Below are 25,329 nucleotides of genomic sequence, written 5' to 3'. Positions count from 1 at the left end.
CATGTTCTTGTTCATCGGTGCACTTGTATTTTTTTTGCTGTGGACGATCTTTAACAGCTTTTTCCTTCCTTTGCTGCCAACCAAGGCGAACTTGTCTTCAGCTCCGCTCATTTCAGTGCTGATTCCGATGCGCAATGAAGAACATAACGCCGAAACTTTGGTGGCTTGCCTGAAAGCCGCGGATTATCCGAGTATGGAATTCATCATTTTAAACGATCAATCGACAGACCGTACCGGCGAGATTCTTTCCCGCCTGACAGCTGGCGACAGCCGTTTCACGCTTTTACAGGGACGGGAACTGCCAGCAGGCTGGGTTGGAAAAGTCCATGCCTGCCACCAATTGCAGCAGCATGCCCAAGGAGAATACCTGCTGTTCATTGATGCCGATATCCGCTTTGTTCCGGAGGCGTTCGGACAAGCGTTGTCGTTGATGCAGCAAAAAAACGCGAAATTATTGTCCGGTTTTCCTGCGTTCGATGTGCCCCCTTTCTTGAGCAAGCTATTGGTTCCGATGCAGCATTTTGTTGTCTTCTTCCATCTTCCGCTGGCCGTGGCCAATCGAACGAATATCCCCTCAACCACAGCGGCAAACGGCATGTGGATGATGTTCGAACGCCGAGCATACGACAAGATCGGCGGCCATGCTGCCGTGTCGGATTCTCTCGTGGAAGACGTCCACATTGCGCGCTTGATGAAGGCTTCGGGCATGAAGATGCTACTCGCCAATATCACCCGGTCGGTGCGCTGCCGGATGTATGACACAAACCATGACGTATGGGAAGGCTTCTTGAAAAACAGTTATGCAGGCATCGGCCGTTCGCCTTTGATGGCAGCTGTCTTAAGCCTATTTTATAGCGCGTTTTACGTAGCTCCGCTGTTTCTGCTTATGTATGGCATGCTGACAGCCAATCCATTGTATGCTATCCCTTACGCATTAACCGTATTGCAGCAGCTTTACGTCATGCTCAGAACCCGCCAGCATTGGTATTTGGCATTTCTGATGCCGGCGCAGGCAGCTGCAATGATTGCTGTGCTGCTCCATTCCATGTGGAAAGCATGGCGCAAAAAACCGTATTCCTGGAAAGGCAGGCAGTATTCATGAAAAAAGTGATTATTATCGGCGGCGGCCTTGGCGGTCTTGCGTCAGCTGTTACGTTGGCGCATGCCGGATTCCAGGTGCATTTATATGAGCAAAACGCTCATCTCGGAGGTAAATTAATGCCGGTTTCATTGGGCAGCTATACGTTCGATTTCGGGCCGAATACCATCACGATGCCGCATGTTTTCAACGGAATCATCGAACAGACAGGTGAGCGGGCAGAAGATTTTTTCGAACTATTGCCACTCCAATCGCATACTCGCAATCATTTTTCAGACGGTTCCACAATCGAGTTTTCTTCTGATCCGGAAAAGATGGCTGCTGAAATTGCCCGCTCTTCCTCAGCCGATGCAGCCAATTATCCGAAATTCCTAAAAGAAATCGACCGTCTTTACCAATTATCAGAACGCTATTTCTTTCCAGCCACGTTCCAATCCTGGCGCGATTACCTTTCCCCTTCACTCGGAACCGCTTTATTGCAGGCGAGGCCGATAGAAACCTTGGACCATTTTTTCAAGCGTTATTTTTCAAACCCGAATTTGCTGCAGGCATTAGGCCGCTATGCCACGTATATCGGGTCTTCTCCGTATAAAGCGCCAGCGACGTTTGCAATGATTGCCTATCTTGAATTGGTCGAAGGCGTGTATTACACCAAAGGCGGAAATGTCCGCATTGCAGAGGCTTTCGCAACTGTTGCCAGAAAAAATGGAGCGGTGCTGCAAACAGGGACTGCTGTAACACGGATTTTGGTGGACAAAGGGCAGGTATGTGGCGTGGAGCTGGCAGGCGGCGAGAAAGCCGAGGCCGATCTGGTCATTTTAAACGGTGATCTTTTAAGCGCTTATCCTGAATTGGTGGAGGGAAAACTGCGTCCTTCGTTTTCTGACAGTAAAGCGGCACGTTTTGAACCATCCATTTCTGCATTTGTCATAACTGCAGGATTGAAGGGTTATGCACCGGAACTCAAACACCATAACGTATTTTTCTCCGGGGATTACCGGCAAGAATTTGCCGACCTGTTCGCCCAGCAGCGCTATAGCGACGAACCGACCGTCTATATCAGCAATTCCTCCTTCACCGACCCGTCCGTATCTCCGGATGGCAGCAATTTATTCATATTAGTCAACGCACCTGCCCTGACAAAGGACGGACAGCTGCAAATCGATCCTGAGCAATACAAAGAACGCATCTACGATTTTCTGGAAAGCTACGGCGTAGAAATCCGCAGCCGCCTCGCTGTGGAGAAGGTTTTTACCTCTTCTTTCATCAAGGAGACGTTCGGCTCGTGGCGCGGCGCACTTTATGGCCCATCTTCCCACCGCAAAGCGGATGCATTCCTGCGTCCTGCCAATGCCAGCCCGGACATTGCCAATTTATACTTCATCAGCGGCAGCACGCATCCAGGCGGCGGTTCTCCGATTGTCACAATGGGCGGACAAAACTTGGCAAAACGCATTATCAAACAGCATAAATAAAAAGGCTTCAGCGCGAATCTGCGCTGAAGCCTTTTTTATAAGCAAGCCAGGATGGCCTGTTTCGATTCATCTGATACGAAATGTTTTTCTTTGAATACATTATAGCGCTTGTCGCGGATTGCCGACAAAATCTCCCGATACACAAGGCCCGCCCCTTTTACAGCAATGCGCGAGGATAACGGGTATTCATGGATGGTTTCAAAAGCATGCTCATAATATTGTTCAGCTTGTTTGGCAAGGTCTTCCCAGACCTCGACAAACTCTCCGCTGACTTGCCCATTATGCAGATCCGCATCGGCAAGGCTGTATTTATGCAGAACTTCATTCGGCAAATAAATTCGGCCAATTTTCAAATCTTCTCCTACATCCCGCAAAATATTCGTGAGCTGCATCGCGTAGCCCAGGGAGACCGCGCCTTCTTTCAGCACAGCCGTTTTTCCTGGTGCAAGAATCGGAAGCAGCATCAGCCCGACGCTGCTCGCCACGTGGTAGCAATAGTCCAGCAGGTCTTCAACTGTTTCGTAGCGGCTGAAAGACAAATCCATTGCCTGGCCTCTCAGCAGGCAGGAAAATGCGTCTGCATCCATATCGAAGGTTTGGAACACATCCGCCAGTGCAACCCACATCGGATTTTCCGGATTGTGCTGGCCTTTCAAGAATTGCTGGAACTCCTGCTCGAACTTTGCAAGTTCTTCAACGGGGTTATCCCCTTCATCGACAATATCGTCAGCGAGGCGGCAAAATGCATAAACTGCCCAAACCGCTTTCCGTTTTTCCTTTGGCAATAAAGAAAAGGTTTTGTAAAAACTCTTGGAATTGGCAGCAATGACTTTTTCACAATAATCGTAAGCTTGTCTTACTTCCATCGTGGACCGCTCCCTTCACTGGTGAACTCACTTTGGACTTGCTCGGCCATGAGTTTCGCTCCTTGCATGACAATCGGGATTCCACCGCCTGGATGCACGGACGCTCCCACTGCGAACAAGCCTTGGGTTTTATACGGCTTGACCTGCGGACGGAAAACCCCTGATTGGAACAGCGTCGGCCCAATGCCGAAACTGCCGCCTTTGAACAAGCCGAACGCTTCGGCATCTGTCGGCGTCCTGACTTCCATCCACTCCGTCGCCGCCTTTAACCCTGGAAAAGATAATTGCTCCGCGCGTTCTATAATTTGATCGATCCATTCCGTTTCCGAAGCCCAATCGACCGTTGAGCCGGCAGGAACAGGCACCAACATGTAAAGGACGCCTTTCCCTTCCGGAGCAAGTGAACGATCCACTTTGGAAGGGTGGAATGTATAGAACGCAGGGTCTTCAGGAAGTTTCTTATCGTTAAAGACATTTTTCATATGGTTTTCATAACTGCTGCCAATGAAAAACTGATGGACATTAACATCTTCATAGACCTTGTCGAGCCCGAAGTATAACAATACGCAACCGGAAGAAGGAATAAATTCCTTCTCTTTCTGGCCGGGCAGGACAGATGTAATTGAAGGAAAGTCTCCATTATAAATTACGCCGTCAAAAGCCTGAAATCCTTCTTTTGTTTCAATTCCTTTGACAACATCGTCATCAACGACAATGTTTTCTACTAGGCAGCCGGTATGTATCTCAGCATTGGGGCGCTTCCGAAGTTCCTTTTCAAGAAGCGGGATCAAGCTGCCGTAGCCGCCTTTCAAATAATGCACACCATGTTCATGCTCACTGAAAGGCACCAAAGAATACATGGCAGGCGCATTGAAAGGGTCTCCCCCGATATACAGCGCCTGCAATGTATAAGCCAATTGAAGCCTTTCGTCTTTAAAATAATTGGACATCAGCTTTTTCACGGATTGCTGCGGCTTCAGCTTCAGCAGCTTTTTCACATTCCCAGGTGTCCAGAAATCGCTTTTTTTGACAAAGGAATGTTCCAAAAAGGCAGAGCTTCCAATTTCAAAGCGTTCTCTGCCTTCTGCCATGAATTTCAGGAAGCCTTCCTGTTCCCCTGGAAACACCCGCTCCACTTCTGCGGCTTGGCGTTCGATATCCGGATATTTGGTGTACACTTTGCCGTCCGGATAACGGATTGTATACAATGGGTCGCAGAGCAGCAATTCATAATCGTCATCGCTGATTCCGGCTTCCCCCAGCAACTTGCGGAACATTTCCGGCAACAGCACAATCGTCGGCCCTTCGTCGATCCGGAAGCCGTCTCGTTCAACGAACGTTAAACGGCCGCCCAATTTTTGCTCTTTTTCAAAGATGGTGACATCGAAGCCTTGGCGCGTTAAGAAAAGCGCTCCCATCAAACCGCCGACGCCGCCTCCGATAATGGCAATTTTCATGAAAAGCCCTCCAATACCGGCAAAGGCGAAGTCGGAACAGGCGCTTTGCCGTATTGCTCGAAAATGCCATTCGCTGTAATGCGGGCAGATTCCAAGATCGTCGGCAACCCGCTTCCGGGATGCGTTCCGCCGCCAACCAGCCAGCAATGATCCAGTTCTTCGAATTTATTATGGGGACGGAAAATCATCATCTGCGACAATTGATGGCCCAAGTTGAATGTTGCGCCTTTGTAAACAGAATAATCATGCTCCCAGTCGAACGGCGTCAATAGCTGCTCTTCTACGATATGGTCGCGGATCCCTTTAAATTCCGATTTTTCTTCAATGATATCCAGAACAAGTTCACGGAAAGCCCCTTTTTCCTGCTCCCATCCGATATCGCTGAAATTATTCGGCACCGGCGCCAGGATATAAAGCGTCGACTTGCCTTCAGGCGCCAACGTCGGATCGGTTACGCTGGCATTCTGGACGTAAATCGAGGGATCTGCCGAAAGCATGCGCGTATTGGTGATTTCCTCGACATTCTTTTTATAGTCCTTCGAAAAGATGATGGTATGGTGGGAAAGGTCATATTTTTTATCAAGCCCCAGGTACATCATGAACGTTGAACAAGAATACTTTTTCTTCTCCAATTTTTGCGGACTGTATTTCTTCAAAATGCCCGGTTCTACAAGATGGGTCATGACATGCGCAAAATCACCGTTGATGACGACTTCATCTGCCAATTCGACAGAGCCATCTTCCAGCTCAACGCCTTTTACAGCACGATTTTCAATGACTAATTTTTTAACGCCTTGACCTAAATGGATGGCGCCGCCCAACTCTTCAACCACCTTGGCCATCGCCTGTGAAAGCTGGTTGACGCCGCCAATTGGATGGAAGATGCCGTATGCATGCTCCATATAAGAAAGGATGGAAAACGCACCTGGGCATTCCCACGGGGACATGCCAAGGTATTTTGACTGAAACGCAAAAGCCATCTTCAACCGCTCGTCTTTAAAATAGCGGGACAAAACATCATATAAGGTTTTGTTGACTTCCAGTTGAGGCAGCGCTTTGATGACATTGGGCTGCATCATGTGGATCAGCTTGTCCATGCGCGATTGCAGCAGCGGCGTCAGCGCCTCCAATTTTTTCGCGTTGTCTTTCATGAAGCGGACATAGCCTTCACCATCGCCTTTGAAATTCTCGTCAATCTGTTTTCTCATCTGTTCGTAATTGCGTGTCATGATCAGGTTTTGGTCTTCAAAACGCAATTCGTACATCGGATCCAGTTCGATTGCTTCCATATAATCCTTCAATTGGCGTCCGGATGCTTCAAATAGCTCTTCCACAATGTGAATCATGCTTAAGAATGTCGGCCCTGTATCAAATTTGAAATCGCCGAGATGCAATTCTGCATTGCGCCCTCCTACTCTGTCTTGTTTCTCGTAGACATCCACTTTATAGCCTTTGCTCGCCAGCAGCATCGCCGCCGCCAAGCCGCCTGGGCCTGCGCCTATTACTATCATCCGCTCTTTCATGGCTTAACCCCCATTTTAGACTAACTCCCTATAATAGTTAGACATTTATTATACAAACATTATATATTTTTAACATCCAAATGACTAGCGATATGTTTAATCCGCACGTTTATAAGATATTTCCATTTTATCATTTTTCAGATTTTTTATCTTTTTTGGAGAGGTCTAATCGCGCTCTATTAATAAAGATATTTTGTTGATAGCGTATCTTTCAACTTCTTTACTAAATAAAAAAATACCCGATGCCTCAGGCATCGGGTATTTCAATGAGCTTATTTCAAGATTTTAATTTTGACGTTTTTGCGTCCCCATTTCAGAGCCGCGCTCTTAGTTGGGATGAAGACGTCGATTTTATTGCCTTTGATTGCGCCGCCTGTGTCGCCTGCAACTGCGTAGCCGTAGCCGTCAACATAAACTTTCGTTCCTAGTTTGATGACTCTCGGATCAACCGCGATTACTTTCAAACCTGGGTTTTTCTTCAAGTTAATACCCGTTTTCGTAATGCCGGAACATCCAGCGCAAGATGCTGTATAAGCTGAAGCGGAAACTGTAAATTCTTTAACTACATTCGATGAAGTTGAACGTGAAGGCGTTTTTGCTTTCGCTTTAGCAGCTGTTTTCACTGCCGTGCCTTTCACTTTTAATTTCTGTTTTGGGTGGATGGTATTTGATTTAAGTTTGTTCCATGTTTTCAGGTTGCTGACTGATACTTTATGCGTTTTAGAAATCTTATATAAAGTGTCCCCACTTTTAACCGTGTATGTATTTGAAGCTGCTGAACTTTCTAGAGACGTGCCAAGAAATAAAACTAGTGCAAAGCTTAAGACAATTAGTAGTTTTTTCAATTTGTTCGCTCCTTTGTTTGTTTTTGCAGTACAAACAAAATAACACGTAAACATTACAGTTCTGTAACAGTTAGACGCCTATACCATTACAATTCGACTATTTTTCATGACATTTGTAATTATTAAGTTGCAGAGAGAAGCTTTTTACCCGGAACAGCAAGTATTTATTACAAAATAAAAGAGTTGCCGGCAAATTGCCGACAACTCTGAAACGTTCACAAAGAACAGTCTGCTGTTATTTATTCGCTTTATGGACTTTCAAGGTCTTGCCTTTGATCGTCTTATCTTTCATTGCTTTCAATACCATCGGCCCTTTGCCGTTAAGGATATCGATGTACGTTACCGTATCCTGGATTTTGATGATGCCGATGTCTTCAGCCGTGACGCCAGGGATGCTTGTCAGCGTGCCGACAAAATCAAATGCGCGCAATTTCTTTTTCTTGCCGCCATTGAAATACAATTTCATGATGTCTTTGTTCACTTGCTCATTCTTGTTCTTTTTCAGCTTCGGCTGTGTTTCGAGCTTCTCCGTAAAGGCAGGCTCTGCTGCGTGGACCTCGCTGGCTGAAGGCGCCATGCGCTCTTCGATTTCAAAGCCGATATACGCTTCGATTTCCGCGAGGAATTTTCCTTCATGCGGTGTTACGAACGTAATGGCTTTCCCCGTCTTGCCTGCACGCCCCGTCCGGCCGGCACGATGCACATAGCTTTCTTTTTCTAACGGAATATCATAATTGATGACATGCGTGATGCTGTCGATATCAATGCCGCGAGCAGCAACGTCCGTAGCCACCAGGTAACGGAACTCGCCGCGCTTGAATTCGCTCATCACTGCAAAACGGTCTTCCTGCAGCATGCCGCCATGCAATTTCTCGCACGTGTAATGATGCTTTTCAAGCTGTTCCATAACAAAGTCGACATTGTCTTTCGTACGGCAGAAAATGATGCAGCTGTCCGGATTTTCAACAATCGTCAAATCGCGCAGCACAGCAAACTTTCTCTTTTCCTCCACACGGATCAACGAATGGGCGATGCGGTCCGTGATGGTGTCCGTCGATTCGATTTCAATGTGTTCAGGGTCGGTCATGTATTTGCGCTGAAGCTTCTCGACGTTTTCAGGCAAGGTGGCCGAGAACAGCATTGTTGTGCGCTGTTCCGGAAGCTTAGTGATGATCGTCTCCACTTGTTCAATAAAGCCCATGTTCAGCATTTCATCCGCTTCATCAAGCACCAGATAAGCAACTTTGCTCAAGTCGATCGTGCCGCGCTCAATATGATCCAGCACCCGTCCAGGCGTCCCAACAACGACGTGGCATTTCTGCTTCAATTCAGCCTGTTGGTAAGCGAAAGGCTGTTTGCCGTATACCGCTGCTGCCTTGATGCGCTTAAAGCGCCCGATATTCGTAATGTCCTCTTTTACCTGGTCTGCCAATTCGCGCGTCGGCGTCAAAATCAGCGCCTGCGGCTTATTTTCTTCCCAATCGAGCAATTCGCAGATCGGAATTCCGAAAGAAGCGGTTTTCCCGCTCCCTGTCTGTGATTTCACAGTTAAATCCGTTTTGGCCAAAGCGACCGGGATGACCTTTTCTTGCACCTCTGTCGGTTTTTTATAGCCAAGCCCGTCCAATGCTTTCAAGATCGGTTCGCTAATCGTAAAATCAGTAAATTGTTTTTCAGTCATAATTATTGCTCCTTCTCCGTTCAAAAATATACACGTTGTTTTATTATCGCACGGATATCGCTCTTTCACACGTTAAGCGATTATTAAGTTTTATCTTGCCGATTGGCAATTAAAAAACCAGCGGAATTGCTCCGCTGGCTGATTTGCTGCTTATTGGTCGAGCAGGCTGACCGATACTTTGACGTCAAGCGACTGGCTGCCGCCTCTGTAGACGCCTTGCACCGGGCTGACATCATTGTAATCGCGCCCTACCCCGACAAGGATATGGTGCTCGAGCGCTTCTACATTGTTCGTCGGGTCCAAGCCGACCCAGCCGATGCCCGGGACCATCACTTCAACCCATGCATGGCTCGCCGCATCGCCGATCAACGCTGAGTTCTCGCCGACGTATAAATAGCCGCTGACATAGCGCGCCGGGATGTTTTTGGCGCGCAATATCCCAAGCATGACGTGCGTGATGTCCTGGCAGACGCCTTTCATCAAATCGAACGACTCTTCCGCCCGTGTTGATACGTCCGTTGACTCGCCGTCATACGTAAAACGGTCGTGCAGGTAATTCATTACATCGATCGAATACTGGACCGGATTCGACATTTCGCCGAGTGCTTCATCCACTTGGCTAATGTGTTCCGGCGTCAGATACGTATATGCCGTATTGCTCAGGTATGCCAAATATTGTTCCGCAAATAAATTCGAATGGAAGATGGCGTTCATTTCCGGTGAATAATCGATGCGGTGGATAAACGGGCTTTTCTGGATGCTGACAGTCGACGTCGCTTTCACTTCAAGATTTTGGTGATGCTCTGCAATGAAAAAGGTTTCCACATTATTGCCCCAAATATCGATATGCTCTTTTGTCAATGAGGCTGGCGTAATATCCGCACGATAAGAATGCAGGCGCTGGCATTCATCGGATTTCGGCTTCAGGCGGATGGAGTTCATGCTTTGGTCGACAATCGTTTCGTATTTAAAAATATTGGTGTGCTCGATTTTATACTTCATAGTAGTTATTCCCTTCGTGCCCATCTGATTTGTTGCATTCTGTGACTGGCTTTGTCCAGACTGTTCTGAAGAAGGATCGATTAAATAATAGGTTTTTGAGAACAATTGGCTGATTTCATTGCAGCCGTCCTGGAAATGATTCAGAAACTCCATCATTCCATCTGTTGATAATTCATCCAAATTCAGCTCGTTGAACTCAGTCCGCACTTCGTCGAGTTTTGCATAGAGCTCCCACGAATAATGGGAAATCTTGCTGTCTTCCAACTCTTCCACTGCTGCCCGTACATGATCCAGGCAATAGCGGATCGAACGCGGAAAGCTTTGATTGGAAATAAGGAAATCAAGTATTTGGCGCGGATCCATTTTTGGTGGATTCGCTTTTAAATACGCGTCATACGCGTTGGTCATGCGCAGCGCAGAAAGCCAGTAATAATAATCTTCCGTTTGGGCTTTCAACTGTTGTTCGTAAGTCCGCTCACAGACGACATTCAAAATCCGGGCGGTTTTTTCAGCACGCTCGAGCCACTTGGCGATTTTGATGATTTGATAGCCGACTCCGCGGGACATGGCCGCTTCAATAATCCCTTGCGACGTCAGCGAAGTGAATTTGACGCGTTCCAAAAACTTGCCGACATCTTTGGCCGTGCATTGGCCCGCTTCTACATCCTGCAAAGCCAAATAACAGCGGTTCCAGGTCTGCCAATAATCATCCGTGATATGGTCGCGGCTGACGCGGGCATTTTCGCGGGCGGTCCGGACACAATTTGCAACGGAATTCATATTGCCCTCATCAAACGAAAGATATTGAACCAGCTGGTCTTCTTCATAATGTTCCTGGGACTTAATACGGCTGAGTTCTTCACTCGAAGCGCATATTTCATAAATCAGTTTCCAGTCACTGTCCCTGACCAATTCTTCATCGGAAGCTTCGATCATCTGCAAAAGCTGGACATCCAAAATCCGCGCATTATTTTCCGCCCGCTCGGCATTGCGGGACATCCAGTACAAAGAATTAGCTACTCGGCTTAGCATTGTGTTCCCCCCTGTCATCCTTCTCCCGGTAGACCCAGGTATCTTTTCCGCCGCCGCCCTGCGAAGAGTTGACTATGAGAGATCCGCGCTTAAGCGCCACCCTCGATAATCCTCCAGGAAGGACGCGCGTATTTTTCCCTCTCATGACGAAGACGCGCAAATCGACATGGCACGGGTAAAAATCCTCGCCTTGGTAAGCGGGAGCGCGGGATAATTTGATTGTCGGCTGGGCGATGTATTGATGGGGGGTCTCGATGATTTTCGCCCGGAATTCTTCGATCAGCTCTTTCGATGCATGGGGTCCGACAAGCATATCGTAGCCTCCGGAAGCCCCGACGTTTTTCACGACCAGTTCCTCCAGATGCTCTAGTACCCATTCCCGTTCTTCCGGATTATCAAGCAAATAAGTTTTCACGTTATCGATGATCGGTTCTTCGTTCAAGTAATAGCGGATCATTTCCGGAACATACGCATAAATCGCCTTGTCATCCGCAACGCCATTGCCAATTCCATTCAAAATAGCGACGTTCCCGTGGCGGTAAGCGTCCAACAAGCCTGGCACGCCCAGTGCCGAGTCTTCGCGGAAAGCTTCCGGGTCCAGAAAATCATCATCGATGCGGCGGTAAACGATGTCTACACGCTTGAGCCCGCGGATCGATTTCATGTAGACAATGTGGTCTTTGACAATGAGGTCCCTGCCTTCAACCAGGTCAATGCCCATTTGCTGGGCCAAAAAAACGTGGTCGTAATAAGCGGAATTGTACATTCCGGGGGTTAAAAGGACAGCAAACGGCTTGTCGTTCGTCGTTTTAGGAGCATGATCAAGAATCGCTTCATGCAGGTATGACATTTGATGCTCCAGCGCATGCACGGAATGATTATTGAAGAATTCCGGATACACTTGCCGCATAACGTATCGGTTTTGGTAAACATAAGACATTCCAGAGGGGTTTCGCAGGTTGTCTTCAAGCACATGATATTTTCCGTGTTCGTCGCGAATCAAATCAATGCCAGCTAAAAATATATGGTTTTTCAAGGGCACATTGATTCCTTGCACTTGTTTTGCATAATAATAGGGATTTTCTTCTACCAGTCTTCTGGGGATTATTCCGTCTTCGAGGATTTTCTGGTTATGATAGACATCATCTAAAAAGCGGTTTAAGGCTTCTGTACGTTGAATCATGCCTTTTTCAATCGTATCCCATTCATCCGGGGAGATGATGATCGGCACAAAATCGAAAGGCATTGTCCGCTCTGTTCCGACGTTATTGTTATAGACCGTGAATGTAATCCCTTGCCTGAGAAAAGACAGCTGGGCTGTTTCATGCTTTTCCTTCAGCTCTTCTTCGGAAAACTGCTGAAGTTTTTCATAGAACTTTCGGTAATGAGGTTTCGCCGTTCCTTGCGCTGTAAACATTTCATCAAAATATGGCTTTACATTATACGATTCGAACATACATACCCTCCTTAAATCATTTTGCTGCATCCAATATATACAAAAAAAGCTATGGCTCTTTTTTGCGAGCTATAGCTTTTCCTGTATTCATTTTATCTTATTTTTCAGAGAGAATATACATTTAACTGAAAAATTAGTTATTTTTTGACTTATCGTCATCTTTATTCTTTTTCAGTGATTCGCTGTAAGCCGTGCCGCCGCCAAATGCGCCGCCGCTCGGAGTGGTTCCTGAAGTTGCAGATCCGCCTGTTGTAGAAGATGAACCGCCCGCAGTGCCCGACGTGCCGCTGCCCGATTTGTCAGAGCTTGTCATGCCTGAGCCAGTTGAACCGGTACCAGTGAAACCTGTGCTTGTTGTGCCTGTTGAACTTGAGCCAGTTGTTCCTGTACTCGTTGTGCCTGTTGAACTTGCTCCTGCAGTACCCGTACCTGTTGTGCTAGTTGAATTGCCTACATCCTTTTTCAAGGTCTCATTGGCTTTGTCCAATGCATCTTTTTCTTTATTCATCATCTGCTGCTGGCTTTCAATAGCGCCTTTCACAGCTTCAACCGCTTTGTTGACGCTTGGCTTCACTTTATCGACCATGCCGCCTGATTGCTCGTTAAGACGGTCAAGCCCTTTAACGACAGATTCTTTCAGATTTCCAGCTTGTGTTGAAGAAGTGCCCGTTTGCCCTTCTTTTTTCTGTGTCATTGCGGCACCGATTAAAGCACCAACTCCTAATAACACTAATTTACCGAATGTCCCGCTTGATTTTCTAGCCATCGATTACCACTCCTTTTAATTTTAAAATCCTGTGTTATTTAGTATTGACTATTTCGAATCTTTTCAAACCTTTAAATGAAAAAAACAAAGACACCTGCCAGTAAAAGAGGTGTCTAAAAGAGAGGAACATTATTGAATTTTGCCTTCTTCTTTCAGCACCTGCCAAAACGCCTCGACCACTTCAGGATCGTATTGAACGCCAGCCAATTCCCTGATTTCAGCCATTGCATATTCTGCGCTAAAAGCTTTTCGGTAAGCTCGGTCTTCCGTCATCGCATCAAACGTATCACAGACACCAATGATCTTCGCTTCCGTCAATATTTCGTTGCCCTTCAAGCCAAAAGGATAGCCGCGGCCATTGATCCGCTCATGATGCTGCTCGACAATATCCGCAAGATCCGCATAAGCCGTTTTCCGGAGCATGTCAGCACCGTCGCCAGGATGTTTTTTGACGATATCAAATTCTTCATTGGTCAATTTATCCGGTTTTTTTAATACTTCTTCCGGAATATTTATTTTGCCGATGTCATGAAAGATAGATGCCAGATACAAACTCTCTGTTCGATCTTTTCCTAACTTCATCTTGGCAGCCGTTTTAACTGCATAGTCAGCTACGCGGGCACTGTGATTGAATGTATATCGATCTTTTCTTTCTACAGCTTCGCCTACTTCCTTTAATGCTTTTATAACGTCACTTAGGTAATGGAAAATCGGCGCAGTAGATACAGACAATAGCGTAACATCGGTAAGGGTTGAAAAATGGACTGGGACTTCAAGATTTTTAGCTGAAATGAAATCATGTGCTCCGACCTCTGTTTTAATCCCATCGATTTCCGCCTCAATCTTACCATCAAGTATGTAGAAATATTCTTGAGCATCCGCCTCTTCAGTTGGAAAAAGTATAAAAAGTTTATCTTTTGAAATGGTCTGTTTCATCATTTCAATACCGCTTCCGCGTCCCAACAAACTTAATGAAGTGGAGTCATTATTAACATTTTCCAGATACTTGCCCCTTAATATGTCCAATCCTTTCACAAATACACTTCCTTCTGAAAAAAATTATGAGAGCGTAGATACTTCTATACTCTCATAATACTTTATCTATTCTCTTTTTCCAATGAAATTTACCAGCCTACTACATGGATTGGATCAATCATTGCAACTCGATCAGGAAACTGAACCGGGATCCACTCGATGGCTACTGTAATTCCTGCAGCATTAGCATTTTCCACGCCAACGCGTGTCATTTCTCTAGTCTTCATATCGAGCTCATGGATCAAAGCCGATACTTCTTCATCGTATTTAGCCCATAACGCGGCTTTAGTCTCTGCGTCGTAAGCATTTGCGTAATCAGCCAGATACTGAGCATACAACTCATCCGCTTCCCCTTGTGCTTCGGCGATTTCAGCGTAGATTTGGTTATTTACCAGCTCGATATCAGACAATCCTTGCGCAATCTCCGGTGTTACTGACGTATCTCCTGCAGCAAATGCCGATGTGCCAAGCATTACTGTAAGCATTACTGTAAGAATTGCAGCAATTACATTTTTCTTGAACATTCTCTTTCCTCCAGTCGGGTCGGTTAGTTGAGGCATCCTGTGTTTTTGGTCTTCAAATAGTGAAAACTCCCCCTGAGATTCCAGTATTTGAAATATTTTAATGTCGACAGTCCTCTATCTTAGTATATAAGAACCATTGTCATAGTACAATATAATTTGTCAATCCTTTACAATAAAAGGATTATTATTGACACAAAGGTGTTTAGCATCAAAAAAAGGCCGGAATTTCTTCCGGCCTTTCCATTTTTGATGTTATTACGGCAATACAGTCGAGCCCATAAGGTAGCGGTCGCATTCGCGTGCGGCTTCGCGGCCTTCGTTGATTGCCCAGACAATCAAGCTTTGGCCACGGCGCATATCTCCTGCAGCGAATACACCCTCCACATTGGTGGTGTATTTGCCATATTCCGCTTTGACGGTAGACTTCGCCGTCGTTTCTACAGCTAGTTGCTGGATCAGCCCTTGTTCCGGTCCGCTGAAACCGATTGCCAGCAGCACCAAGTCCGCTTTCCAGACTTTTTCAGTGCCCGGAATTTCTTCACGGATCCGGTTCCCCTGCTCATCAATTTTCAGTTTGACGTTGACGGTATGGACTTCTTTGACAGCCCCATTTTCATCGCCGACAAATTTTTTCGTCATGACCGCAAATGCGCGCGGGTCATGCCCAAAAGCGGCAGCCGCTTCTTTTTGGCCGTATTCGACGCGATGAACTTTTGGATACTGCGGCCATGGATTGCCGGCTTCATCGCGCAACGCACCTTTTTGGTCGTAGACATCGAATTGCACGAGGCTGCGGCAATTCTGGCGGACAGCTGTTGCCAGACAGTCTGTGCCTGTATCGCCGCCTCCGATGACGATGACGTTTTTGCCTTCAGCTGAAATAAACTGGCCATCTGCCAAATTTGAATCCAATAGGCTCTTTGTGTTGCTGTGGAGGAAATCCATTGCGTAATGGATCCCTTTCAAATCGCGTCCCGCTACATCGACATTGCGGTGGACAGTCGCACCGCCGCACATGACGACTGCATCAAAATCGGAACGCAGGGAGGAAACCGGATAATCTTTGCCGACTTCGGTGTTCGTGATGAATGTGATGCCTTCCTGCTCCAGGATTTTGACACGGCGCATCACCATATCATAAGGAAGCTTCATTTCGGGAATGCCATACGTCAAAAGCCCTCCGACACGATCGCTGCGTTCAAATACCGTCACATAATGTCCGGCTTTATTCAGTTGGGCAGCAGTTGCCAGGCCAGCAGGTCCAGAACCAATGACCGCGACCTTTTTGCCGGTGCGTGTTTTTGGCGGTTCCGGCACTACCCAGCCTTCCGCGAAGCCTTTCTCGATAATCGAACGTTCAACCGTCCGGATCGCGACTGCCGGTTCGTTGATGGCAAGGACACAAGCCCCTTCACATGGAGCCGGACACGCCGCCCCCGTAAATTCCGGAAAATTATTCATAATATGCTCCCGGTGCAAGGCCTCTTTCCATTGGCCGCGATAAACAAGGTCGTTCCACTCCGGGATCAGGTGGTTTACAGGGCAGCCAGTTGTAGCGCCTTCCAGTTCCATGCCTGTTTGGCAGGTTGGAACACCGCAATCCATACAGCGCGCGCCTTGTTTGCTTACTTCTTCATCCGACAGCGGAACGGTGTAATCCGACCAATCCTTGACGCGTTCTTGTGGAATGCGTTCTTTGAGTGTCTGCCGGTTATATTCCATAAATCCAGTTGGTTTGCCCATCGAATCCCTCCTCCTCGTTTATTTTCCGGTTCCAGCCATTTTGCTTTCTTCAAAGGCCGCCATTTCAGCGTCCCCTCGTGCCATGCCGCTTTGTTGAAGCTTATCGATGCGGTCATTTATCTTCAAGTAAGCTTTCGGAATCACGCGTATGAATTTCGCCGAGAATATATCCCAATACGCCAAGATCCGTTTGCCATTTTCACTGTTTGTGTAACGCACATAGTTTTCGATCATTCCGCGGAGTTCTTCCATTTCAGCCGGTTCAGCAAGGGGTTGCATATGGACCATCTCTGGGTTGCAGCGCGTACCGAATGTGCCGTCTTCGTCCAGCACATATGCGACGCCGCCCGACATCCCGGCTGCGAAGTTCTTGCCTGTAGAGCCAAGGATTGCAACGCGTCCCCCGGTCATGTATTCACAGCCGTGGTCGCCAACCCCTTCTACGACAATCTTCGCGCCGCTGTTGCGGACTGCAAAACGTTCGCCGGCTACACCATAGATATAGGCTTCGCCCGCTGACGCTCCGTAAAACGCCACGTTGCCGATGATGATGTTTTTCTCCGGGATGAATGTCGAATCAGGTGCAGGATAGACGATTATTTTACCGCCCGACAAGCCTTTTCCGACAAAGTCATTGGCGTCGCCGATCAATTTCAAGGTCATCCCTTTCGGAATGAATGCTCCGAAACTTTGGCCGGCTGAGCCCCGGAAATTAAAATTGATGGTATCTTCCGGCAGCCCTTTCGCACCGTATCGTTTAGAGATTGCGCTGCCAATAATCGTGCCGGTTGCCCGGTGGATATTGCGGATGGCAGTCGTCAATTCGATGCGCGTGCCGTTTTCAATAGCATCTTTGGAACGCGGCAGCAATTCCTGGACATCCAGCGTCTGCTCCAGGCCATGGTCTTGTTTGACCGTGGCGTAGCGTCCGACTTTTTCCGGCAGGTCCGGCTGATGCAGCAACGCTGACAGATCCAAGCCTTTCGCTTTCCAATGGTCGATGTCCGCTTTCGTCTGGAGCACATCTGTGCGGCCAATCATTTCGTCGATTGTGCGGAAACCGAGTTCCGCCATCAATTCACGCGTTTCCTGCGCGACAAAGCGCATGAAGTTCGCAACATGTTCCGGGTCGCCCATATACTTCTTGCGCAGTTCCGGGTTCTGCGTCGCAATGCCGACCGGACACGTGTCCATATGGCAAACGCGCATCATAATGCAGCCAAGGACAACTAGCGGTGCCGTGGAAAAACCGAATTCTTCCGCTCCCAAAAGGGCTGCCGTTACAACATCGCGGCCTGTCATCATTTTGCCGTCGGTTTCAACGACAATGCGGTCGCGCAAGCCATTTAGCAGCAAGGTCTGATGCGTTTCAGCCAAGCCGATTTCCCATGGCAGGCCGGTGTGCTTCAAACTCGTCTTCGGTGCTGCGCCTGTTCCGCCGTCATAGCCGCTGATGAGCACGACATCTGCACGCCCTTTCGCAACGCCGGCAGCGATTGTGCCGACGCCCACAGCAGAAACCAGCTTGACGCTGATGCGTGCTTGCGGATTGGCGTTTTTCAAGTTGAAGATCAATTCCGCCAAATCTTCGATTGAATAGATATCGTGGTGCGGCGGAGGTGAAATCAGTTCGACGCCTGGTGTTGAACCGCGGACTTCCGCTACCCACGGATATACTTTCTTGCCGGGCAGATGGCCGCCTTCTCCAGGTTTCGCGCCTTGCGCCACTTTTATCTGAATTTCATCGGCATTGACTAAATAATGGCTGGTCACGCCAAAGCGGCCAGATGCCACTTGTTTGATTGAACTGCGGCGATTGTCGCCGTTGGCATCCGGCGTAAAGCGGGAGGTCTGTTCGCCGCCTTCTCCGGAGTTGCTGCGGCCGCCGATTCGGTTCATTGCAATCGCCAAAGCTTCGTGTGCTTCCTGGCTAATGGAACCGAATGACATTGCACCGGTTTTGAAGCGTGCACAGATCTGTTCGATTGTCTCCACTTCGTCAATCGGAACAGAAGCTTGTTCCTTGAATTCCAGCAAGCCCCGTAAAGATTGCACATTGGATGTTTCAGCCGTCAGCAAGCCGCTGTATTTCTTGAACGTTTTGTAATTATTCGTCCGGCATGCCTGCTGCAACGTGTGAATGGTTACTGGATTGTATTGATGCGTTTCGCCGTTTGCACGGTATTGGTATTCGTCCCCGGGCTCAAGCGCATGGTTCCCGCCTTCACGCTCCGGATAAGCTTGGGCATGGCGCATCAGCACTTCTTTCGTGATGATATCGAGGCCGATTCCGCCAAGCCGCGATGATGTACGGGTAAAGTAGCGGTCGATGACATCCATGTGGATGCCGACTGCCTCGAAAATTTGAGCACCTCGGTAACTTTGGATAGTGGAAATCCCCATTTTCGACAACACTTTGATGATGCCGTCCGTTACCGCGTTGATATAGCCCGCTTCTGCCTCTTCGTAAGAAACACCGCCGACATCGCCGGAATCCACGAGGTCTCCGATTGATTTGAACGCCAAATATGGGTTGATCCCTTCAGCTCCGTAGCCAAGCAATGCAGCGAAATGGTGCACTTCGCGCGGTTCAGCCGACTCCAGGAGGATGCTCATCCGCGTGCGGGTGCCTTGGCGGATCAGATGGTGGTGGAGGCCAGATACAGCCAGCAAAGCCGGTATCGCCGCATGTTGTTGATCCACACCGCGGTCAGATAAGATCAATAATGTCGCACCTGCGTCAAACGCTTCGTTAGCTTGGATGAAAAGCTCTTCCAGTTTCTGTTCCAGCGCCTGCGCTCCACCTGCCGCTTCAAATAAAATCGACAGCGTCACCGCTTTGAATTCGGGCAGTTGCTGCTGGCGCAGTTTTTCCAACTGGCCATTCGTCAAGACCGGGGTTTCCAAGCGGATATGGCGGCAGCTTCCCGGACCGGGTTGGACAAGATTGCCTTCCGCCCCGATCGTGGTCTGTGCCGCTGTAATGATGTGTTCGCGGATCGCGTCAATCGGCGGATTCGTCACTTGTGCGAATAATTGCTTGAAATAGCTGTATAAGAGCTGCGGCTTTTTCGACAACACCGCGAGAGGCGAATCGTATCCCATCGAACCTACCGGATCTTTGCCGTCTGTCGCGAGCGGTTTGATGATTTTTTGGACTTCTTCTGTCGTATAGCCGAATGCCAATTGCTGTACGAGCAAGTCTTCCGTATCGGCATAGTCAGGCGCTGCAGTTGGTTCAGGAATATCTGCCAGGTCCAGCATATTGTTTTCAATCCATGAACGGTACGGCAGCTCAGCCGCTATTTGGAGTTTGATTTCTTCATCCGGGATGATTTTACCCGCTTCCAAATCAATCAATAGCATTTTCCCAGGGCGCAGACGCTCTTTATAGACGATGTCATCCGCAAAAATATCAAGGGCACCAACTTCAGAACCCAAGACGATCATGCCGCTTTTCGTTACGTAATAGCGCGCTGGGCGCAGGCCATTGCGGTCCAGGCAGGCTGCAATCTGCTTGCCGTCCGTGAAGACCAATGCAGCCGGCCCATCCCACGGTTCCATCAACGTACTGTGGTATTCGTAAAAATCTCGTTTTTCCTGTTTAATTGTCGGGTCGTTAACCCAAGGCTCCGGAACCATCATCATGGCCGTATGGGCCAGCGAACGCCCTGATAAATGAAGGAATTCGAAGCAATTGTCGAACATGGATGAGTCGCTTCCACTTTCATCGATGACAGGCAAAACTTTCTCTATATCTTTTTCCGTGAAATAAGGGGAGTTGCACAATACTTGCCGCGCGCGCATCCAATTGACGTTGCCGCGAAGTGTGTTGAATTCGCCGTTGTGGATCGAATAGCGGTTCGGATGCGACCGCTGCCAGCTCGGGAATGTATTGGTGCTGAAACGGGAGTGAACTAATGCCAACGCCGATTTGAATTCGGGATGGTTGAGGTCAATGTAAAACGAGTCGAGCTGTTCCGGAATAAGCATTCCTTTATAAACGATCGTGCCCGCTGACAAACTGCTGAAATAGACATCGCTGTAATCAGGGCTGCTGCCCATCTCCATTTCGATGCGCTTCCGGATCACGTATAATTTCCGTTCAAGCGCCATGCGGTCTTCCAGCTCATCCGCCGCCTCGATAAACACTTGGCGGATAACCGGCTTGGTCTTAGCGGCTACTTTTCCGACAAACGAATCGTTTACCGGGACAGGGCGCCAGCCAAGGCATTTCTGCCCTTCTTCTTCGATGATGCGCTTGATAACCTCTTTCGTCTGCATGCGCAAATCGTAATCCTGTGGCATAAACACCATGCCGATGCCATAGCGGCCTTCAGCCGGCAGGGCGATCCCTTCCTTTTCGCATTGTTTATAGAAGAAACGGTGGGGAATCTGTGTCAGGATGCCGGCTCCATCGCCAGTGCTAGTATCAGAAGATTGTCCTCCGCGGTGTTCGAGGTTACAAAGAATATTAATGGCATTTTGAACAATCGAATGCGATTTTTCTCCGTTGATATTTGCAATCATGCCAATACCGCATGCTTCATGTTCTTGATCTGGATGATAAAGCCCTTGTGCGGCTGGATACTCTTTCTTTCTCATCAAATCGCCTCCTTTAACTCAGTAGAGTGTCATAATATCAGAATATTATAGCATGTTTATTGAATATATATACGCTTTTATCAAATAAAATTAACGTCAGAATAATGAAAACGGTTTCATTAAAAGGCTTTGTATCTACACATTTTCATCCAAATCCTGTTTTAAAGGCATTTTCACACCAAACTTTATGCATAAAAAAATTAAATTCCCTCTATTTAAATGAAACAAAAAAAGCTGCCGATAATTTCTCGGCAGCTTGACAATTCACTTATTCAGCTTCAGGAAAGTCACGGATGGCGGTTAAGAACGCTTCTCCGTACTTCTCTAATTTACTTGTTCCGACGCCATTCACTTCAAGAAACTCTTCCTCGGACTTCGGCTTTCTAGAACACATATCCCGAAGTGTTTTATCAGAGAAAATAACAAACGGCGGTACGCCCGCGTCGTCCGCCAATTTTTTGCGGATTTTACGCAGTTCTTCAAACATTGGATCGTTCTGGGTGATCTGTTTCGTCGCTACGGCGCCTTTGCGCAAAACCCGGCGCTTGCCGAGCAAGACATCCCGCCCGCCGTCCGGTACGTAAATCGTCGGGAAAGAACCTTGTTCAACAGCCAGCAGTTCCTGGGAAATCATGAACTCGATCAAATTCGATACTTCTTTCGCATTATGATGCTTTAAAATGCCGTACGTCGACAATTTATCAAATCCGAAATCGAGCACTTTTTTATTGCGCGAACCGGTCAATACTTGAGCCGTCATCATCTTGCCGAATTTCTGCCCCATGCGGACGACGCACGACAACACCATCTGGACATCCGTCGTGACATCGAGGCTTTCGCGTTCATCGCTGCAGCTGCTGCAATGGCCGCATGGTTCTGCTCCCGTGTCGCCGAAATAAAAGATGATGAATTGCTGGAGGCAGTTTTCGGTATGGCAATAATCCACCATTCCCTGCAATTTGGCCAGTTCTCCAGGAATCCGGCTAGGATCCTGAGCCTGGTCGATCAGGAAACGCTGCGTTTGGACATCCTGCGAAGCATAAAGGACGATGCATTCGCTCGGCAGCCCGTCGCGCCCCGCACGGCCCGCTTCCTGGTAATAGCTCTCCATATTTTTCGGCAATTGGTAATGGATGACGTAGCGGATATTGGATTTATCGATACCCATGCCGAATGCATTAGTGGCTACCATGACCGTCACTTCGTCATTCAAAAAACGCTCCTGGCCGCTTTTGCGCTCCTGATCCGGCATGCCTGCATGGTATTTGGCGGCTTTAACCCCTTTTTTGATCAGCATGTCATAAACGGAATCGACTGTCTTGCGTGTCGCTGCGTAAATGATGCCGGCTTCTTTTTCGTTTTTTTGGACGTATTCTTTTACATAGCGGTCGCGGTCTTGTCCGCGGATTACCGAAAACGACAAGTTTGCGCGTTCAAATCCGGTCATGACCGTATGTTCCTCTTCAATATCGAGGATGCGGCAAATGTCTTCTCTGACCTGCGGAGTAGCAGTTGCTGTCAAGGCCAATACGGTCGGATTGTTCGGAAACAGCCCCGCCATGCGGCTGATCAGCCGGTAGCTCGGACGGAAATCATGCCCCCATTGCGAAATGCAATGTGCTTCGTCGACCGCAATCAGCGGCACTTGCACGCCTTGCAATTCGTTGAGGAACATTTCCGAATCCAGCCGTTCCGGCGCAATGTACAATAATTTAATCGCACCGCGCTGAACATCGTGCAAGGTTTCCCGCACTTCTTCAAACCCAAGTGAACTGTTTATATAAGCCGCAGGAATGCCGGCCGCAAGCAGCGCATCCACCTGGTCTTTCATCAGCGAAATCAGCGGTGACACGACAATCGTCGTGCCTTCCATGACCAAAGCGGGAATCTGGTAACACATCGATTTCCCTCCGCCCGTAGGCATGACGCAGATTGTGTTTTGCCCTTCGAACACCTGTGAAATCGCCTGCTCCTGTCCCGTCCGGAATGTCTCATAGCCAAAATGCGTCTGCAGTAATTTTCTCGCTTCTTCCAACACAATAAAACACTCCCAAAACTCGTCTCGTATCTAACAGCTTATCACATTCCTGCCGCTTTTTTCTCTTTCCGAAATCGCAGAAAATACCTTGCAGCAAAAAACTGTTCCATCAGCCTAAGCTTCTGGAACAGTTTCCCGGATTCCCGTATTTAAATTTCCATGTCCCACCGTTTTGCTTCTTCTTCTTTCATCTGCTGTTCCGTTTCTTCCGGGAAAGCAGTCCGGAATTTATGGTTGTCGAGCGGAATGATTTCAACCATTTTTTCAATCATAGCCGCCGGATCGTATTGATCTTCGAGCGCTTTTTCAGCCTCTTCCATATCCTCTTTGCGGGTAAAGTGAATTTTTTCATCAAACCATTTCCACTTCGCTTCGGCACTCCGGTCATTAAAGCCGGTAGCAAAGGCTCCTGGATTGATCGTTGCCACTTGCACGCCGAATTCTTTTAGCTCTTTTTGCATCGTTTCCGCAATCGCCTCAATCGTGTGCTTGGTGGCAGTATAAGGTCCAACATACGGCGTAGCCATGATGCCTGCCATCGAAGACATGAAGATGATTTTGCCGTGTCCTTTTTCCACAAACTTTTGGGCAGCAATTTGCGCCGTTTCAAGCGTACTGAAAACATTCACCTCGAACAGCTTGCGGAAATTCGCCATCGGCACTTCGCCGAGCGGACCGCCTTCATTGATTGCTGCATTCGCTACGAATATATCGAAATCGTAATCCAGCATCTGCGCCAGATCCTGTGGATTCGTAATGTCCATTTTAAAAACTTCCAATTCGACGCCTTCCACTTTCGCCGCCTCGCGCAGCGATGTCACTTGAGGCGCTATTTCAACCGGCGCGATGACGCGATGCCCTTTTTTCGCTAATCCTATTGCAGCGCCTTTCGCTAAGCCGCTCCCAGCTCCTGTAATGAAAATCGTTTTACCCAATTCGATCAGCCTCCATTAAATTTATAGTCTCTTTAATGGTTTCCCGGCATCACAGGCATTAAACTCCAAATCAAAAAAGCGGATTTCCACCCGCTTTTTTGCCAGTCTTTTATAAGGTTTCTTCTATATTAATGTCCCCATTCCTGAAAACTGAAATGCTGTGCAAAGCCAGCATATTTTGCCAAACCGTCTTGCAGCTCCTGTTCATTTTTTGCCAGCATGCGTTCTCTTGTTTTTTTGCGTTTGAAGCGGCTGCCGTATGCTTGCTGCGCTGCTTCATTTCGATAGGCGAGCTCTTTGAACTCCACCGCGACATCTTCTTCGGGATCACTCAACAAAGAAGCAAGCATACCAGCCTTGCGATACAATTCCGTGGAATCGTATTGATCCCGCCGTTCATGCAATAGCCCCGCTACAATATGGCTTGGCAATTCCTGGTCCACACCTTTGGCAAGGTCCGTCAACAGCTCCAGCATGACCCTGCGGTTGCTTGCAAGCGACAAAACGTAAAAGACATGTGGAATCTCTTCCACAGGAGCAGCCGTAATATAAAGGTCGATTTCCCGAATCAGCTCGGCAGGCTGTATTAAATCAATCAAAATAGCCAAACGGTATGTTTCGTATAATATATATCTATCCATCTGGAATCGCCTGCCTTACGGAAAAATAAGTTCATGAATTTTCATGTGCATCTCAATTATTGGTAAAAATGACAACGACAGATTATTCGAATAGTAATATAGTTCAATTATATCATTTTTACGAATATTTAGTTATTTAAGATATATAATTATTTCTCTTAAAATGCCTAATATTAACAAAAAGTCCACTCATTAGAGAATGGACTTCTTCAATGCTTTTGTAAAATAATGGTTCATCAAAGCTTAATTAGCTGCCCCATAACTTCCCATGCGGCGTTTTACTTGGATGTAAGATGCTGCTTCCGCAATCTCGTTGTGATCGAGCGGCTTATTGTCGAGCATTAAATTATAATCACTTATAGATGAAGCGTTTTGCAGGTCCAAGTCTATGACTTTTTCGGTGCGGTCCAATAATCCGTCAACAGAAACGTCGAAGAAATCAGCTAAACGCGTTAAATGGCTTACAGTAATTTGTTTTTTGCCGCTCTCATAGGCCCAAATCGTACTTTTAGCAAATCCGATCTTTTCTGCCAACTGCTCCGGAGTCAATGCTTTCTCTTCTCGCAGGTCTTTGATTTTTTTGCCTAAATCGTTCATTAGTTTTCC

The 25,329-nt window shown here is 47.7% G+C and carries 18 protein-coding genes; 2 read left to right on the top strand and 16 right to left on the bottom strand.

Features of this window, described 5'->3' with window-relative positions; genetic code table 11:
* Position 1 precedes the first annotated feature (1 nt).
* On the top strand, positions 2-1,102 hold the full coding sequence (locus QMA09_RS00090) for a glycosyltransferase family 2 protein (RefSeq protein WP_290211574.1): 1,101 nt from the start codon (positions 2-4) through the stop codon (positions 1,100-1,102).
* Positions 1,099-2,574 carry a phytoene desaturase family protein gene (locus tag QMA09_RS00085; RefSeq protein WP_290211573.1) on the top strand — a complete coding sequence of 492 codons (1,476 nt, stop codon included), beginning with the start codon at positions 1,099-1,101 and terminating at the stop codon, positions 2,572-2,574. The genes QMA09_RS00090 and QMA09_RS00085 overlap by 4 nt, the downstream gene beginning before the upstream one ends.
* A gap of 35 nt (positions 2,575-2,609) precedes the next feature.
* On the opposite strand, the gene QMA09_RS00080 is transcribed toward QMA09_RS00085, so the two are convergent.
* The 16 genes from QMA09_RS00080 to QMA09_RS00005 form a co-directional block, all read right to left on the bottom strand.
* On the bottom strand, positions 2,610-3,440 hold the full coding sequence (locus QMA09_RS00080) for a phytoene/squalene synthase family protein (RefSeq protein ID WP_135501485.1): 831 nt from the start codon (positions 3,438-3,440) through the stop codon (positions 2,610-2,612).
* Complete coding sequence (locus QMA09_RS00075) at positions 3,431-4,897, bottom strand: phytoene desaturase family protein (RefSeq protein WP_290211572.1); 1,467 nt, start codon at positions 4,895-4,897, stop codon at positions 3,431-3,433. Before QMA09_RS00075 ends, QMA09_RS00080 begins: the two co-directional genes overlap by 10 nt.
* The gene (locus tag QMA09_RS00070; RefSeq protein ID WP_290211571.1) at positions 4,894-6,420 is read right to left on the bottom strand and encodes a phytoene desaturase family protein; all 1,527 of its coding nucleotides are present in this window, start codon (positions 6,418-6,420) and stop codon (positions 4,894-4,896) included. Before QMA09_RS00070 ends, QMA09_RS00075 begins: the two co-directional genes overlap by 4 nt.
* 272 nt (positions 6,421-6,692) lie before the next feature.
* Positions 6,693-7,265: a LysM peptidoglycan-binding and 3D domain-containing protein gene (locus QMA09_RS00065; RefSeq protein WP_290211570.1), complete on the bottom strand. Its 573-nt coding sequence runs from the start codon at positions 7,263-7,265 to the stop codon at positions 6,693-6,695.
* A gap of 235 nt (positions 7,266-7,500) precedes the next feature.
* Positions 7,501-8,946 carry a DEAD/DEAH box helicase gene (locus tag QMA09_RS00060; RefSeq protein WP_290211569.1) on the bottom strand — a complete coding sequence of 482 codons (1,446 nt, stop codon included), beginning with the start codon at positions 8,944-8,946 and terminating at the stop codon, positions 7,501-7,503.
* Positions 8,947-9,096: 150 nt separating this feature from the next.
* The gene (locus tag QMA09_RS00055; protein ID WP_290211568.1) at positions 9,097-10,980 is read right to left on the bottom strand and encodes an alpha-E domain-containing protein; all 1,884 of its coding nucleotides are present in this window, start codon (positions 10,978-10,980) and stop codon (positions 9,097-9,099) included.
* Positions 10,961-12,436: a circularly permuted type 2 ATP-grasp protein gene (locus QMA09_RS00050; protein WP_290211567.1), complete on the bottom strand. Its 1,476-nt coding sequence runs from the start codon at positions 12,434-12,436 to the stop codon at positions 10,961-10,963. The genes QMA09_RS00055 and QMA09_RS00050 overlap by 20 nt, the downstream gene beginning before the upstream one ends.
* A 133-nt stretch (positions 12,437-12,569) precedes the next feature.
* Complete coding sequence (locus tag QMA09_RS00045) at positions 12,570-13,202, bottom strand: hypothetical protein (protein WP_290211566.1); 633 nt, start codon at positions 13,200-13,202, stop codon at positions 12,570-12,572.
* Positions 13,203-13,331: 129 nt separating this feature from the next.
* Positions 13,332-14,237, bottom strand: coding sequence for an HD-GYP domain-containing protein (locus QMA09_RS00040; protein WP_290211565.1), 906 nt, complete (start codon positions 14,235-14,237; stop codon positions 13,332-13,334).
* An 89-nt stretch (positions 14,238-14,326) separates the two neighbouring features.
* A complete protein-coding gene (locus tag QMA09_RS00035; RefSeq protein WP_290211564.1) occupies positions 14,327-14,761 on the bottom strand; it encodes a hypothetical protein in 435 nt (144 codons plus the stop codon).
* Between the two features lie 255 nt (positions 14,762-15,016).
* Positions 15,017-16,504 carry a glutamate synthase subunit beta gene (locus QMA09_RS00030; RefSeq protein ID WP_290211563.1) on the bottom strand — a complete coding sequence of 496 codons (1,488 nt, stop codon included), beginning with the start codon at positions 16,502-16,504 and terminating at the stop codon, positions 15,017-15,019.
* Positions 16,505-16,522: 18 nt separating this feature from the next.
* Positions 16,523-21,109 (bottom strand): glutamate synthase large subunit, encoded by a 4,587-nt coding sequence (gene gltB / locus QMA09_RS00025; RefSeq protein ID WP_290211562.1) that lies wholly within the window; start codon positions 21,107-21,109, stop codon positions 16,523-16,525.
* A 268-nt stretch (positions 21,110-21,377) separates the two neighbouring features.
* On the bottom strand, positions 21,378-23,147 hold the full coding sequence (gene recQ, locus QMA09_RS00020) for a DNA helicase RecQ (RefSeq protein WP_290211561.1): 1,770 nt from the start codon (positions 23,145-23,147) through the stop codon (positions 21,378-21,380).
* Between the two features lie 149 nt (positions 23,148-23,296).
* The gene (locus tag QMA09_RS00015; protein WP_290211560.1) at positions 23,297-24,082 is read right to left on the bottom strand and encodes an SDR family oxidoreductase; all 786 of its coding nucleotides are present in this window, start codon (positions 24,080-24,082) and stop codon (positions 23,297-23,299) included.
* A gap of 128 nt (positions 24,083-24,210) precedes the next feature.
* Positions 24,211-24,723, bottom strand: coding sequence for a hypothetical protein (locus QMA09_RS00010; protein WP_290211559.1), 513 nt, complete (start codon positions 24,721-24,723; stop codon positions 24,211-24,213).
* Between the two features lie 243 nt (positions 24,724-24,966).
* A partial coding sequence (locus QMA09_RS00005) for a helix-turn-helix domain-containing protein (protein WP_290211558.1) occupies positions 24,967-25,329 on the bottom strand: 363 nt, incomplete at its 5' end.

Source organism: Planococcus sp. APC 3906, from assembly GCF_030407685.1.
In the GTDB taxonomy this organism is placed as follows: domain Bacteria; phylum Bacillota; class Bacilli; order Bacillales_A; family Planococcaceae; genus Planococcus; species Planococcus koreensis.
Note: the sequence above shows the minus strand (reverse complement) of the source record. Positions and strands in the feature narration are given on the sequence as shown.

Excerpts from the sequence above, each read along its gene's own strand:
- QMA09_RS00070 (WP_290211571.1), bottom strand. The coding sequence starts at position 6,420 with ATGAAAGAGCGGATGATAGTAATAGGCGCAGGCCCAGGCGGCTTGGCG.
- QMA09_RS00055 (WP_290211568.1), bottom strand. The coding sequence starts at position 10,980 with ATGCTAAGCCGAGTAGCTAATTCTTTGTACTGGATGTCCCGCAATGCC.
- QMA09_RS00090 (WP_290211574.1), top strand. The coding sequence starts at position 2 with ATGTTCTTGTTCATCGGTGCACTTGTATTTTTTTTGCTGTGGACGATC.
- gltB (WP_290211562.1), bottom strand. The coding sequence starts at position 21,109 with ATGAGAAAGAAAGAGTATCCAGCCGCACAAGGGCTTTATCATCCAGAT.
- QMA09_RS00085 (WP_290211573.1), top strand. The coding sequence starts at position 1,099 with ATGAAAAAAGTGATTATTATCGGCGGCGGCCTTGGCGGTCTTGCGTCA.
- QMA09_RS00045 (WP_290211566.1), bottom strand. The coding sequence starts at position 13,202 with ATGGCTAGAAAATCAAGCGGGACATTCGGTAAATTAGTGTTATTAGGA.
- QMA09_RS00060 (WP_290211569.1), bottom strand. The coding sequence starts at position 8,946 with ATGACTGAAAAACAATTTACTGATTTTACGATTAGCGAACCGATCTTG.
- QMA09_RS00035 (WP_290211564.1), bottom strand. The coding sequence starts at position 14,761 with ATGTTCAAGAAAAATGTAATTGCTGCAATTCTTACAGTAATGCTTACA.
- QMA09_RS00010 (WP_290211559.1), bottom strand. The coding sequence starts at position 24,723 with ATGGATAGATATATATTATACGAAACATACCGTTTGGCTATTTTGATT.
- QMA09_RS00075 (WP_290211572.1), bottom strand. The coding sequence starts at position 4,897 with ATGAAAATTGCCATTATCGGAGGCGGCGTCGGCGGTTTGATGGGAGCG.
- QMA09_RS00050 (WP_290211567.1), bottom strand. The coding sequence starts at position 12,436 with ATGTTCGAATCGTATAATGTAAAGCCATATTTTGATGAAATGTTTACA.
- QMA09_RS00030 (WP_290211563.1), bottom strand. The coding sequence starts at position 16,504 with ATGGGCAAACCAACTGGATTTATGGAATATAACCGGCAGACACTCAAA.
- QMA09_RS00080 (WP_135501485.1), bottom strand. The coding sequence starts at position 3,440 with ATGGAAGTAAGACAAGCTTACGATTATTGTGAAAAAGTCATTGCTGCC.